The sequence below is a fragment of the Flavobacterium zhoui genome (assembly GCF_042787235.1).
In the GTDB taxonomy this organism is placed as follows: Bacteria; Bacteroidota; Bacteroidia; order Flavobacteriales; family Flavobacteriaceae; genus Flavobacterium; species Flavobacterium zhoui.
Map to the genome: position 1 here is coordinate 66,069 of NZ_JBHZPY010000004.1, position 13,846 is coordinate 79,914.

The following is a 13,846-nucleotide window of genomic DNA, read 5'->3' on the forward strand; positions in this document are numbered from 1 at the left end:
TTAAAATAAAATGGATTCCCACTGTTTTGAAATAGTTTCTAAAGATAAATGTTCTACACTTTTAGCCGCATTTTTTTTACAAAAATCATACAAATTAGTATCATCAACCAATTGCTTCATTGCAGTTGCGAAAAGATGCGGGTTATTATTTTCAACCAATAAACCATTGAAGCCATCTTTTATAAGCTCATTGGGACCAGATTTACAATCTACTGAAATCACAGGCGTTCCTAAAGCTAATGATTCGACTATAGATAAAGGAAAGCCTTCATAACGACTGGTCAGAATCGTAAATTTGGCTTGCTTAACAAATTGAAATGGATTCTTATTAAATGAATAAATTATTACAAACTCCTCCAATTGTAATAGTTTAATATTTTCCTGAATAATCCCTAAATCAGGCCCTTCTCCCATCAAAAGTAATTTATAACCTTGAAGGTGAATTTTTGAAAGATAAAAGGCTTCCAGCATTAAACTAAAATTCTTTACTTTTTCATCAAACCTCCCAAAATACATAATATACTGTTCAGAAATAGGAATTTTTTTTTCTATTTCAATTTTAGAAAAATCATACAGATTATGAATCGTAACTGTATTTTTAAAATCAAACTTGTACTTTATTATTTCTTCGATAGCTTGAGAAACACATATAATCTTTTCTGCATTTTGATATAAAAATTTAGAAAAAAAAATAGGTTTAGGAAAATAAGTATCTGTATTATAACTATGAACAAGAAACCATTTTCTTCTGTCACCATATATCCATTTAGTAATAATTTCTCTGGTCAAATTATTTCGAGGTCTGTTGTCAATAATACCATTTATTCCATTTTTTTTTAAATAGTGATTCAATAGAAATCCTTTTCTAATTTTTTTAAAAAATGGAAAAGAATCCGTACTTTCAATCCCTAAGTTCATTAATTTACCGGCATATTCATAATCAACAACATCGTTTATAATTATGTTGTGTACTTCGATATTTAATTTTTCCAACATAAAACTTAACAAGGAAGCAAATCGTTCTGCTCCGCCACTTCCTAATGAGGTCGAAATTATGGCTACTTTGTTTTTGTTTTGTGTCATTCTTATCTAAAAGTAAATATATTTGTCAAATATACACATAAATGAAAGTTTTACTTGTTGGTGAATTCAGCCGATTACACAACTCTCTCAAAGAAGGTTTACAGGAATTAGGTCATGAAGTTTATATTTTAGGTCATCAGGATGGTTTTAAAAATTATCCTGTCGATTTCCCTATTGAAAAAAAATGGGACTCCGGATTTTTGAAAAAAATAAAAATAACTGTAAATGCCATTTTTGGGTTTGACATAAGTTCTTATCTCACCTATCTTCAGTTTAAAAAAAACAAATCAAAATTTACAGGCTTTGATGTTGTACAACTTATCAATGAAAATAGCTTTTATTGCCAATATTATTTTGAAAAAAAAATTCTAGATTTTCTCTTTCAAAATAATTCAAAAACTTATTTGTTATCTTCAGGTTATGACTATCTAAATGTGGAATATTGTTTTGAAAATCCAAATTACAAATCAGGTATTCAAGGTTATTTAGCGGGGAGAATTAATCCAAAAAGGTTTGGAAATGTATTGAAGTTTAGAACTTCATCCTTTAAAAAATTACATCAATTTATTTATTCGAACATCGTAGGAATTATAGCATCAGATATCGATTATCATATTCCATTGTTGAATAATTCCAAATATTCAGGATTAATCCCAAATCCCATAAACACTGCTAAAATTGACTTTCAGCCTTTGACAATTTCTAATAAAATTATCATTTTTCATGGAATTAATAAAGCCAATTATTTTAAAAAAGGAAATGATTATTTTGAAAAAGCGTTGCGTACTATTGAGCAGAAATATAGCAGGAAAGTTGAAATAATTACAACCCGTGATATTCCTTATTCGACCTATATTAATATATACAATAAAGCACATATTTTATTAGACCAAACCTATGCAAATGACCAAGGTTATAATGCATTAGAAGCCATGGCTAAAGGAAAAGTAGTTTTTACTGGAGCTGAAAAGGAGTTTACAGAACACTATAATTTAACGGAAAGAGTCTGCATAAATGCTTTACCTGATGTAGATTATTTAGTCCATGAATTGTCATTTTTGATTGAGAATCCAAACGAAATAATAGCAATTGCAAATCGAGCTCGAACTTTTATTGAGAAAGAACATGATTACATCAAGATTGCAGAGCAGTATTTTGAGGTTTGGAATTCCAAAACTACTTCTTATTAATTTCTCTAAGTTGCTGAATATCTAATAAATCTTTTGGTCTATTGGCTTTTACTTTACTGGTAATCAAGTCTTCTAAAGAAAGTACATTCCATCTAAAAAAGGTATTGCTATTAACCTCTGAAACTATGCTGTCTCTATAAGCTTCATCAAAAGTTTTATTAACAGAAAACTTCGTAATCAATTCTAAATCTAAATCTAAAGGAGAAAATTTGATAGAAATATTTTGTTTTTGTTCTTTTACTACCAAAGGAAAATCCTCTATTTCAAATCCCATCTCATTAAAAACCATAACTAATTTCCTAAAATTTTCTTCGGTAGTTTCTATCCAAAAATCGACATCCGAAGAATGACGCTGATACCCATGAAAATTTACTGCGCCACCTCCCACCATTAGCATTCTAACCTTATATTTGTTGGCTAAAGAAACGAAACTATTAATATTTTCTTCCCAAGGCTGAAACATACTATTTAGATTTTATCGTAATTGTAAAGTTGTTGGATTTATCCACTTTGTTTTTCGTCGGATACTGATTAACTTGATACACCAAATTCAGAAAACTATAAATACGTTCAATTCCTGATAGTTTCAGGAAAGCTTCTTGTTGCTTTTTGTTGCTTTCTTCTTTGGTTTGAAAATGCATTTCCATAGTAAAATATTGAATATCAAAATTAACATTTTTTGTCCAATTAATATGAAGGATCAAAACAAACTTTTTTTAAAATAAACACAAAGTACCAACAAATAAACCAAATTATCAAAAGCTTGTGCCATGACTACCCCTTGAATTCCAAATTCTCTAATGAAATAAAGGCTTGAAAAATACAAAACGGCAAGTGAAAATAATTCTGAGAATATGAAGGCTACGGTTAACTTTTTTGCGAAAAACTGATATCCTAAAATCAAAGAAGCCACTTTTAAAACATCGCCTGTCAGCTGCCAAAAGAACAAAGTGGTCACAGGAAGAAACGCATTGGTGAAAAGCAAATTAACAATGAAAAAGCGCAGAAAATAAACTATGACAAGCCCAGCTATAAAAAGAGGCAAAATCGTTTTATAAAAACTCCAAAACACTCTTTTAGTCTCCAGATTATTCTGGGCAACAGCTAATTTTGGCAAAAAATAGACACTCAAAATTGTGGTGACGAACAGCATATAATAAGTCGAAATTCGCGTAATTGTTTCCCAAAAACCGGCTTCCTCTAAGCCAACAATCTCAATTACATTTTTTCTGATGGCCAAAAAAACTAAAGGTCCTAAAAAGGATGAAACCAAAGCCATTAAAGAATAGGATGACAAATTCTTTATAATTTGAAAATCATATTGATGTAACCGAATCGTCCTGAAAAAATTAATTTCTTTGTTTATAAAATAGAACGTCACAAAAAACAACAATGCAGGTGAAATCACTAAAGAAAGTAAAGCCCCTAATGTTTCATACTGCAAAATCATGATGATGGAAACTAACAAACCAATTCCATTTCCTATTATATTAATCCAAATCACTTTTTTGAATTGCCCTAAACCATTAAGTACGGCGAGCAAAAAAACAGAAATCGCATACCAAGGCAAAACCAATGCTAATGACTTAAAAACAATTGCGTAATCAAAATCATTCCCAAAAATCGCCTTGTCCCAAAAGGAGGCAAAAAAATACAAAACACAACTTAAAACAATCGCAATACCCAATAAACTGATAAAAACTGTTGCGATTATTTTATTGAGCTCATTTTCATTTTTTTTATTTTCTGCAGTGTATTTTATAATTCCGTTTTGAAATCCTAAAGTCGAAATGCTTTCTAATGAAGTTAAAAAATTTCTAAGATTCCCAACTAATGCCATTCCGCCTGGACCTACAAATACAGCTAATAATTTTGAAGTTATTAATCCAATTCCAATTTTTAGAATGACGCTCAAACTATTCAAAGATGAAATCTTAAACAGCTGTGTTTGGGTTATCTTTTTAATGAATTCCAATTTAATATTCGTTTAAAATTTTCACAATATAACTGACCTCATCCATTGTCAAAACAGGACTTATGGGTAAGCTTAGCACTTCATCATGAATTTTTTGAGTAATAGGAAAAGACAAATGATTCCATAGTGACAGTGCCTTTTGATTATGTGGCGGAACTGGATAATGTATCACCGTTTGAATCCCGTTTTGGTCTAAATATTCTTGTAAAGCAAGTCTGTTTTGAGTTCTAATAACAAACAAATGAAAAACATGATTATTTGATAAATCCCAAAACGGAAGCCTTATTTTCTCATTTTTAATTTCGGACAAATAACGTTTTGCTATTATTCTACGTAATTCATTATCAACATCTAAATTTGGCAACTTTACATTTAAAAATGCAGCTTGTAATTCATCCAGCCTTGAATTTATACCGATATAATCATTGTAATACTTCGTTTCCGAACCGTAATTCCGCAGCGATTGAATAACTTTGGCTAATTCAGGATCATCTGTAGTAACTGCACCCGCATCGCCTATAGCTCCCAAATTTTTTCCAGGATAAAAACTATATGCCTGGGTTTTAACATTTATATTCTGCATGTCCAAATTTTCGACTCTCGACTCTCGACTTTCGACTTCTGAAATTGCGCCATGAGCCTGAGCTGCATCTTCGATAACCAGCAAACCATTCGCAACTGCAATTTCATTTATCTTATCCATTTCAACTAATTGGCCATAAAGATGAACTACTAAAATCGCTTTTGTTTTTGAAGTGATTTTTCCTTGAATTAAATCTGGGTTGATGTTGTAGGTTTCCAGCTTTGGCTCGACCAAAACAGGAATCAAATCAGCTTGTAAAATAGCTAGAATACTTGCGATATAGGTGTTTGCAGGAACGATGACTTCATTCCCTTTTTGTAATTTTCCAAGTTGAATATACCCTTTAAAAATCAAAACCAAAGCGTCAAAACCATTTCCTGTTCCAATGCAATGTTTTGTTCCGCAATACTTGGCAAAATTAGTTTCAAATTCCTTGACTTCATTCCCTAAAATATACCAACCGTTATATAAAACCGTTTCCAATTTTTCTTGAAAAGCGGCTTCATACGGCTCGTTTATTTTTTTTAAATCAAGAAATTGTATCATTCAGTCATTATTTGATTTAGTAAAAAAGCAATCTAGCTTAACATAATTTTTAGTTTCAACTTCGTAAAAATCGTGAACAATCGTACTTGCTCCAAAACTTTCTTTCCAGTACGTTAAGCCATCATTGAGCTTTTTTCCTTGCGCTTCATTCGAAATTCCAAAATCAAAAAATCGTTTATTGGCAAAAACATCTGTGATTAAAAAATGATACAAAATGTCTAAACTTCCTAGATTCTCTTTACTTTCATATTTTGAAATGTATTGGCAATGTGCGACTCTTTCGCTTTCAAAAACAGTTGTTCCCGCAACAATTTTATCCTTATGATAAACATTAAACTGCCTGATGTTAGACGGAAAATTATTTTTTAACACGTTAATTTCTTCTAATGAATGAACAGGTTTTGCATTATGTCTTTCGTCTAAATTCGGAATCAAAACTTCGTTCCAAAAAGATTCAAAATCAGTTTCTTCTTTAATAACTAATCCGCATGCTTTTCCTCTTAGAACGCCTCTATTTCTAATTTTTGAAAAATCATATTTTTGTGATAAATCAATCACAGACAAACTATCTCTTCTCACTAATTTGGCTTCTGCCAAAAACAAAGCATATTGGATTTCTTCAGCAGGCTTATTGTGATAAATTGATGGAATCGTTTTTAGATGCAGTTTTTCTATTTCATTTGCTGCCAAAAACAACAAAACAGCCCTAAAAGCAGTAATTACGGTCATCAATTTAGACACTTCATTATAAACTAATCCTCCGTAAGTCAATCCTTGATGTGAAAAAATTTCATTCTCCACTTTATTCGCTGGCAAAATAGCAACTAACTTTTCATTATCAAAAACCATCAAAGAATAATCCTCAAATCGATCCTTGTGATATTCTATAAAATCACGATGAAACAGAAAAGTAGCATTTTTGGCTTGACCTACAAAGGCATTCCAATTTTCATAATCGCTTTCCTGATATTGTTTGACGGAGAAATTTTTCACTACTTGATTTTAGACTTCGTGAAAGTAATCATTTTTTATTTATGTTCTAAAGTGGGTAAATACCATTTAAATTTCACGGCCATTAGACGAACTGAGATTATAACCAACGAGGTTGTCAGGTATAAGACATCGTTGTCTAAATCTAATTTTCGAAGCAGAAAAAAGACAATTCCACCCAAAATACAAATCGTAGCATAAATCTCTCTCCTAAAAATAACCGGAATTTCAGTACATAAAATATCACGAATCACACCGCCAAAACACGCTGTCAAGGTACCTAGTGCAATACAAATTACTGGATGAAGGCCAATATTTATACCTTTCTCAAGACCTATTAACGTAAAAACACCTAATCCTATTGTGTCAAATAAAAATAGGGAAGCTCGCAATTTATCAAATTTTTTCCTGAAAAGTATGGCCAGAATATATCCCATCACAATTACATAAACGTAATTAATATCACGCATCCACCCCACCGGCGTTCTGCCAATCATGATGTCACGTAAAGTTCCTCCACCCACAGCTGTTACAAAAGCAATGATAAAAACCCCAAAAGGATCCAGCTTTTTATTCATTGCCGTCAATGCGCCAGACATGGCAAAAGCCATCGAACCGATGATATCTAATAGATGAAACATTTAAAATATAAAATTTTGGATTTTTACAAATTTAAAGAAAATACTCCTTAAAAACTGCATTTGTGATAGGTAAACTATTCCATTATAGAATTTAAAAAAAGGTGGTAACTTAGCACCATAATAACTTAGCATCATTTCCATTGAAACAGATCACTTCGATACAAAATCCATACATCAAATCTTTAGTGTTATTGCAGGAAAAAGCAAAAGCACGCAAACAATCCGGAACATTTTTAATAGAGGGAAAACGGGAAATTTCAATTGCCATTAAAGGTGGTTATGAAATAGAAACCCTGTTGTTTTTGCCTGAAATTTGTTCAGAAACCGAAGCCCGAAAATTATCATCAAATACCGAGTTAATTGAGATTAACAAAGATGTTTTTCAAAAGTTAGCTTATCGAGATACTACCGAAGGTATTTTGGCTGTAGCCAAAACAAAATCATTGCAATTATCCGATTTAAAACTATCTGAAAATCCATTAATTCTTGTTGCCGAAGCTCCCGAAAAACCAGGAAACATAGGCGCTTTATTACGAACTGCAGATGCTGCAAACCTTGACGCTGTAATTATTGCAAATCCAAAAAGCGATTTATACAATCCAAATATTGTGCGTTCCAGCGTCGGTTGTTTGTTTACTAACCAAATCGCTACCGGAACAACATCAGAAATTATTGCTTTTTTGAAAGAAAGAAAAATCAATTTTTATTGTGCGACTTTGCAAAATTCAACTTCGTATCACACGCAAGATTATACTACTCCAACGGCTTTGGTTGTAGGTACAGAAGCAACAGGCTTGACAGAAGAATGGCGAAAAGAAGCAACCCAAAATATTATAATTCCAATGCAAGGCGAAATCGATTCTATGAATGTTTCAGTTGCAGCAGCAATTTTGATTTTTGAAGCCAAAAGACAAAGAGGATTTTAGATTTTTGATTACAGATTTAAAAAACAAAAAAATATTAAAGATTTACCATTTTATTAAAAACATAGATAATATGAAAAATAAATTATTCGTTGGGATAGCATTAATTTCAACTACTCTTTCTTTCTCCCAAATCAGTTCATCCCAAGTTGATGAATTAGTGAATCGTACCTTAACAGCATTCAATGTTCCAGGAATTGCGGTTGCTATTGTAAAAGACGGAAAGTTAATTCACGCGCAAGGCTACGGAGTAAAATCTATTTTGACAAAAGAAAAAGTCGATGCGAATACCCTTTTTGGAATCGCATCCAACAGCAAAGCTTTTACCAGTGCTGCCTTAGCAATGCTTGTTGATGAAGGAAAAGTAAAATGGGACGATAAAGTTATCAAATACCTTCCAAATTTCAGAATGTACAATGAGTATGTAACCCAAGAATTCACGATTCGGGATTTATTGACGCATAGAAGCGGACTCGGTCTTGGAGCAGGCGATTTAATGATTTGGCCTGACGGAAGTAATTTTACCGCACAAGATATTATTCAGAATTTGCAGTATTTGAAACCGGTTTCGGCTTTTAGAACCAAATATGATTATGATAACTTACTGTACATTGTTGCCGGTGAGGTGATTCATGTAGCAAGTGGTAAAAGTTGGTGTGATTTTATTGAAGAGCGCATTATGAAACCATTAGAAATGAATAATAGTGCCTCTTCTTTTTTACGATTAAAAGACAGTACCAATATAATTGCTCCTCATGTTCCTATCGATGGAAAACTTAAAGTAATCAAACGGTATCAAAATCAACTATTCGATGCGGCCGCCGGAATTTATTCTAGCGTCAATGATTTAAGCAAATGGACCATCATGCAAATGAATAACGGAAAATATGGCACCGAAAACAAGCAATTATTCTCTGAGAAAGAACACAATGAAATGTGGCAATTGCAAACTATAATTCCTGTAACTACCAGAGTACCATATAATACCCATTTTAGCGGTTATGGTTTAGGCTGGTTTTTGAGTGATGTAAAAGGATACAAGCAAGTAACACACACTGGTGGATTAGAAGGAATTGTTACTCAGGTGACCTTGATCCCGGAATTACAATTAGGGATTATCGTATTGACAAACCAGCAATCCGGAGCAGCATTTACCGCTATTACCAATACAATAAAAGATAGTTATTTAGGAATTAAGTCCGATGATTATGTTACTATTTACAGCAACAGACTAAAAGCAAACGAAGAAACTGCTGATATAGTTACCGATGAAGTTTGGGCTGCTGTTGCAAAAAATAAAACTGATAAAATCAAAATAGATTTCAATACGCTCAAGGGAACTTTCAAGGACAATTGGTTTGGCGAAATCATCATTTCAGAAAAGAAAGGCAAATTATATTTTGCATCAAAACGTTCCCCTCAACTAACCGGAGAAGTTTTTTTCTATAAAAAAGACAATTATGTGGTGAAGTGGAACAATGCCTATTTTCATGCTGATGCCCATTTGTTTTTTGAATTTGATCCAACTGGCAAAGCAGTTGGTATAAAAATGAAACCAATCTCCGAGTTGACTGATTTTAGTTATGATTTTCAGGATTTGGATTTCAAAAGAGTACAAAACAGTACGCTTAAAGATACTGCTTCCGGCATTTAAACCTAAAATCAAAAAACAAATAATCCTTGTATATCTCCTAACTTATATTTATTTTTAGAAATTGAACCCATGCCGTTATGATAGAAATAGATTTAGAAAAAGAAAATAAAGCGATTGCTCAAGAATATAAAGAGTTACTTCGGATTAGTTATCAAACCTTAAGTGATGAAGATAAAAAACTGATCCGTAAAGCTTTTGATGTTTCAGTAGATGCCCATAAAGACCAACGAAGAAAATCTGGCGAAGCGTATATCTTTCATCCTATTGCTGTTGCAAAAATTGTCGCGCAAGAAATTGGGTTGGGTGCTACCTCAATTGCTGCTGCATTGTTACACGATGTCGTCGAAGACACATTGATGACAGTGCAAGATATTGAACGTTTATTCAATCCTAAAATTGCACAACTTGTTGAAGGTTTGACCAAAATATCCTTGGTTCAGAGAGATTTGAATGCGTCATTACAAGCCGAGAATTTCCGTAAAATGATATTGACCCTTAATGATGATGTACGCGTAATTCTTATAAAATTAGCCGATCGTTTGCATAATATGCAGACGATGGATTCAATGCAGGAAGACAAACAAACAAAAATCGCATCTGAAACTTTATACATCTATGCTCCACTAGCCCACCGTTTGGGTTTATACAACATTAAAACAAAACTGGAAGATTTAGGTTTAAAATATACTGAACCGGCAATTTACAACGAAATTGTAAGTAAAATAAAAGAAACCAAGGAAGAACAGGATGAATACATCAAAGACATCTCTAAAGTCCTTAAAGAATCATTGGATGTTGAAAAAATTGATTATGTAATTAAAGGACGTCCGAAATCCATCTACTCGATTCGCAGAAAGATGAAAGCTCAAAACGTAAGCTTTGATGAAGTATATGATAAATTTGCCCTTCGTATCGTTTACAAATCAGATCCACACGAAGAAAAATTTCTTGCCTGGAAAATATACTCAATCGTAACAGACCATTACAGACCTAGCCCAAGTCGACTACGTGATTGGATTTCATCGCCAAAATCTACTGGATATGAAGCCTTACACATCACGGTAATGGGACCTAAAGGCCGCTGGGTAGAAGTTCAGGTTCGCAGCGAACGCATGGATGAAATTGCCGAAAAAGGATATGCTGCACATTACAAATATAAAAATGGTGCGACGGAAGAAAGCGGTCTGGATGTATGGCTTAATTTATTAAAAGAAGCCTTAGAAAATTCGGAGACTAACGCAGTGGATTTTGTAGAAGATTTCAAAATGAATTTGTATTCAAAGGAAATATTCGTCTTTACTCCAAAAGGTGAAATTAAATCATTGCCAAAGGGCGCTACTTCGCTTGATTTTGCTTTCAGTATCCACTCGGAAATAGGAATTCGCACCCGAGGGACGCGTGTAAATGGTAAATTAGTTCCTTTGAATTTCGAATTAAAAAGCGGTGATCAAATTGAAGTCATTACGTCTCAACATCAAAAACCAACAATCAACTGGTTAGATTATGTGACGACTTCCAGAGCTAAAACCAAAATAAAAAACGTTCTAAACGAAAATACCAAGAAAATTGGCGAGGAAGGAAAAGAACTACTGACTCGAAAATTAAAACATTTAAAAATAACTTTAAACGAATCGGTTGTCAATGAGTTAGTCAACTTTTTCAAATTAAAAACAAGTTTAGATTTATTTTACCGCGTAGGAATTGGTGCTATAGAAAACCAACAGTTAAAAGACTATGCGGCGCAAAAAAGCAACACTTTTATAAATTTTTTCAAAAACAAAATAAAACGTTCTTCTAGCAGTACAGCTGATGAGGATATTCATAAACCAGTTATAAGCAGCAATTATGATTTGCTTGTTTTTGGTAAGGAACATGACAAATTGGACTATAAATTATCGCCTTGTTGCAATCCGATTCCGGGCGATGATGTTTTTGGTTTTGTAACGATAAATGAAGGAATTAAAATACACAAAAAAGATTGTCCAAATGCTATCGGGATGCAGTCTAATTATGCTTATCGAATATTGACTGCCAAATGGATTGACTCTTCTCAGGAAGAATTCAAAGCAATAATAAACATTACCGGAATGGACATTTTAGGATTGACAAACCAGCTGACGAAGGTAATTTCTAATAATATGCATGTAAATATCCAAAGTATTTCGTTAAGCACTGACGCTGGAATCTTTCACGGTCAAGTGGCTGTTATCGTTCAAAATAATACCATTTTGAAAAAGATGATTAGCAACATTAAGAAAATTGACGGTATCGATAAAGTAACCCGAGTATATAAAACATAAGAAAGGATATTGTTCACAATTTTATAGATTGCGATAATAGCGTCTCTAAAATAAAACGAAAAAGCAAATCAGTTCATTTTAAACTATTTGATTTTTTCAACTTTAAACTTTAAACTTTAAAAAATAAAAAATTATCTTTGCCAGCATATGACACTCATTTCCACAGATAATACTAAAAACCAAGAAATTGTAAAAAATGTATTTACAATGTATCTTGAAAAAAAAGGACATCGCAAAACTCCCGAACGTTATGCTATCCTTCAGGAAATTTACGATAGCGAAGAACATTTTGATGTAGAGAATTTGTATATCAAAATGAAAAACAAAAACTATCGTGTCAGCAGGGCTACGCTTTATAATACAATCGAATTGTTATTAGATTGTGCTTTAGTGCGTAAACACCAATTTGGACAAAATCAGGCACATTACGAAAAATCGTATTTTGATAAGCAACACGATCATATTATTATGACCGATACCGGGGAAGTTATCGAATTTTGTGATCCAAGAATTCAAAGTATTAAGAAAACAATCGAAGAAATATTCGACATTGAGATTACCAATCATTCCTTATATCTATATGGAATAAAAAGACAAAAAGACAATTTAGACAGCTAATTAGATGTCTTTGATATAAAAATTAACTACAAATAACATACAGAATGACGGTAGATTTATTACTAGGATTACAATGGGGAGATGAAGGAAAAGGAAAAATTGTTGATGTTCTTACTTCAAATTACGATATTATTGCTCGTTTTCAAGGTGGACCTAACGCAGGACACACCTTGGAATTTGACGGAATAAAACATGTTCTTAGAACTATTCCTTCTGGTATCTTTCATAAAACTGCCATAAACATTATTGGAAATGGAGTTGTAATAGATCCTGTTGTTTTTCAAAAAGAAATCGAAGGTCTTGAGAAATTTAATTTAGACATAAAAAGTAAATTAATCATTTCAAGAAAAGCGCATTTAATTTTACCTACACACCGCTTGTTAGATGCAGCTTCGGAAGCGTCTAAAGGAAAAGCAAAAATTGGTTCTACACTAAAAGGAATTGGTCCAACTTATATGGACAAAACCGGAAGAAACGGAATTCGTGTGGGAGATATTGAATTAGAAGATTTCAAAGAACGTTACAGAGCTTTGGCTGATAAGCATGAAGCGATGATTAAATTCTATGATGTTGCTATCCAATACAACTTAGAAGAATTAGAAAAAGAATTTTTTGAAGCTATCGAAGAATTAAAAAAATTAGATTTTATTGATAGCGAAGAATATTTAAACCAGGCTCAAAAAGCAGGTAAATCAATATTATGTGAAGGAGCTCAAGGTTCATTATTGGATGTTGATTTTGGAACTTATCCATTTGTAACTTCATCAAACACAACAGCTGCAGGTGCTTGTACTGGTTTAGGAATTGCTCCTAATAAAATCAAAGAAGTATACGGAATTTTCAAAGCTTACGTAACACGTGTAGGTAGCGGTCCATTCCCAACGGAACTTTTTGATGAGGATGGTGCAACTATGGCACGTGTAGGAAATGAATTTGGTTCTGTTACAGGAAGACAAAGACGTTGTGGATGGTTAGATTTAGTGGCACTTAAATATGCAATTCAAGTTAATGGTGTTACACAATTAATGATGATGAAGGGTGACGTACTTTCTGGATTTGAAACATTAAAAGTATGTACGGAATACAATTATAAAGGAGTGAATATTTCTCATTTCCCGTACAATATCGAGCCAGAAAATGTAACTCCGGTTTACCAAGATTTCAAAGGATGGCAAGCTGATTTGACTGGTATGACAACTTATGATGAATTACCAATTGAATTAAAAGAGTATATCGAGTTCATAGAAAAAGAAGTAGAAGTTCCTATCAAAATTGTTTCTGTAGGACCAGACAGAAAGCAAACTATTCTTAAATAAGATTATTAAACGCTCTGAAAATTCAGA

At 32.6% G+C, this 13,846-nt stretch carries 13 protein-coding genes; 6 read left to right on the forward strand and 7 right to left on the reverse strand.

The genetic code is table 11. The annotated features are described in order from the left end of the window. Window positions 1-1,083, reverse strand: a complete 1,083-nt coding sequence (locus tag ACFX5F_RS06335; RefSeq protein WP_379851005.1) for a glycosyltransferase — start codon at window positions 1,081-1,083, stop codon at window positions 1-3. A 41-nt stretch (window positions 1,084-1,124) separates the two neighbouring features. On the opposite strand from ACFX5F_RS06335, the gene ACFX5F_RS06340 reads away from it, so the two are divergent. Next, a complete protein-coding gene (locus ACFX5F_RS06340; RefSeq protein ID WP_379851007.1) occupies window positions 1,125-2,273 on the forward strand; it encodes a glycosyltransferase family protein in 1,149 nt (382 codons plus the stop codon). Here the strand turns inward: ACFX5F_RS06340 and ACFX5F_RS06345 are convergent. From ACFX5F_RS06345 to ACFX5F_RS06370, 6 genes are read right to left on the reverse strand one after another with little or no spacing between them, the layout of a single operon-like run. Next, entirely contained in the window at window positions 2,260-2,736 is a 477-nt protein-coding gene (locus ACFX5F_RS06345) for a nucleotidyl transferase AbiEii/AbiGii toxin family protein (RefSeq protein WP_379851009.1), read from the reverse strand. The genes ACFX5F_RS06340 and ACFX5F_RS06345 overlap by 14 nt on opposite strands. Window position 2,737: 1 nt before the next feature. After that, window positions 2,738-2,977 (reverse strand): hypothetical protein, encoded by a 240-nt coding sequence (locus ACFX5F_RS06350; RefSeq protein ID WP_379851011.1) that lies wholly within the window; start codon window positions 2,975-2,977, stop codon window positions 2,738-2,740. Further along, on the reverse strand, window positions 2,974-4,248 hold the full coding sequence (locus tag ACFX5F_RS06355) for an O-antigen translocase (RefSeq protein WP_379851013.1): 1,275 nt from the start codon (window positions 4,246-4,248) through the stop codon (window positions 2,974-2,976). The genes ACFX5F_RS06350 and ACFX5F_RS06355 overlap by 4 nt, the downstream gene beginning before the upstream one ends. Before the next feature lies 1 nt (window position 4,249). Beyond that, on the reverse strand, window positions 4,250-5,377 hold the full coding sequence (locus ACFX5F_RS06360; protein WP_379851015.1) for a DegT/DnrJ/EryC1/StrS family aminotransferase: 1,128 nt from the start codon (window positions 5,375-5,377) through the stop codon (window positions 4,250-4,252). Next, window positions 5,378-6,370, reverse strand: coding sequence for a GNAT family N-acetyltransferase (locus ACFX5F_RS06365; RefSeq protein ID WP_379851017.1), 993 nt, complete (start codon window positions 6,368-6,370; stop codon window positions 5,378-5,380). It lies immediately after the preceding gene. Window positions 6,371-6,405: 35 nt separating this feature from the next. Next, complete coding sequence (locus ACFX5F_RS06370) at window positions 6,406-7,008, reverse strand: trimeric intracellular cation channel family protein (RefSeq protein WP_379851019.1); 603 nt, start codon at window positions 7,006-7,008, stop codon at window positions 6,406-6,408. Window positions 7,009-7,148: 140 nt separating this feature from the next. Between ACFX5F_RS06370 and ACFX5F_RS06375 the strand changes: the two genes are divergently transcribed. The 5 genes from ACFX5F_RS06375 to ACFX5F_RS06395 all read left to right on the forward strand — a co-directional run bounded on the left by ACFX5F_RS06375 (window position 7,149) and on the right by ACFX5F_RS06395 (window position 13,819). Further along, window positions 7,149-7,934 carry a TrmH family RNA methyltransferase gene (locus tag ACFX5F_RS06375; protein WP_379851021.1) on the forward strand — a complete coding sequence of 262 codons (786 nt, stop codon included), beginning with the start codon at window positions 7,149-7,151 and terminating at the stop codon, window positions 7,932-7,934. 70 nt (window positions 7,935-8,004) lie between these two features. Continuing rightward, window positions 8,005-9,585 carry a serine hydrolase gene (locus ACFX5F_RS06380; protein ID WP_379851023.1) on the forward strand — a complete coding sequence of 527 codons (1,581 nt, stop codon included), beginning with the start codon at window positions 8,005-8,007 and terminating at the stop codon, window positions 9,583-9,585. A 77-nt stretch (window positions 9,586-9,662) separates the two neighbouring features. After that, window positions 9,663-11,885: a RelA/SpoT family protein gene (locus ACFX5F_RS06385; RefSeq protein ID WP_379851025.1), complete on the forward strand. Its 2,223-nt coding sequence runs from the start codon at window positions 9,663-9,665 to the stop codon at window positions 11,883-11,885. A gap of 147 nt (window positions 11,886-12,032) precedes the next feature. Next, entirely contained in the window at window positions 12,033-12,503 is a 471-nt protein-coding gene (locus ACFX5F_RS06390) for a Fur family transcriptional regulator (RefSeq protein ID WP_073210514.1), read from the forward strand. A 44-nt stretch (window positions 12,504-12,547) separates the two neighbouring features. Continuing rightward, window positions 12,548-13,819 (forward strand): adenylosuccinate synthase, encoded by a 1,272-nt coding sequence (locus ACFX5F_RS06395; RefSeq protein ID WP_379851027.1) that lies wholly within the window; start codon window positions 12,548-12,550, stop codon window positions 13,817-13,819. Window positions 13,820-13,846: the final 27 nt, after the last annotated feature.

Coding starts and splice junctions, on each gene's coding strand:
- ACFX5F_RS06385 (WP_379851025.1), top strand. CDS start 9,663: ATGATAGAAATAGATTTAGAAAAAGAAAATAAAGCGATTGCTCAAGAA.
- ACFX5F_RS06360 (WP_379851015.1), bottom strand. CDS start 5,377: ATGATACAATTTCTTGATTTAAAAAAAATAAACGAGCCGTATGAAGCC.
- ACFX5F_RS06370 (WP_379851019.1), bottom strand. CDS start 7,008: ATGTTTCATCTATTAGATATCATCGGTTCGATGGCTTTTGCCATGTCT.
- ACFX5F_RS06380 (WP_379851023.1), top strand. CDS start 8,005: ATGAAAAATAAATTATTCGTTGGGATAGCATTAATTTCAACTACTCTT.
- ACFX5F_RS06335 (WP_379851005.1), bottom strand. CDS start 1,083: ATGACACAAAACAAAAACAAAGTAGCCATAATTTCGACCTCATTAGGA.
- ACFX5F_RS06390 (WP_073210514.1), top strand. CDS start 12,033: ATGACACTCATTTCCACAGATAATACTAAAAACCAAGAAATTGTAAAA.
- ACFX5F_RS06395 (WP_379851027.1), top strand. CDS start 12,548: ATGACGGTAGATTTATTACTAGGATTACAATGGGGAGATGAAGGAAAA.
- ACFX5F_RS06340 (WP_379851007.1), top strand. CDS start 1,125: ATGAAAGTTTTACTTGTTGGTGAATTCAGCCGATTACACAACTCTCTC.
- ACFX5F_RS06345 (WP_379851009.1), bottom strand. CDS start 2,736: ATGTTTCAGCCTTGGGAAGAAAATATTAATAGTTTCGTTTCTTTAGCC.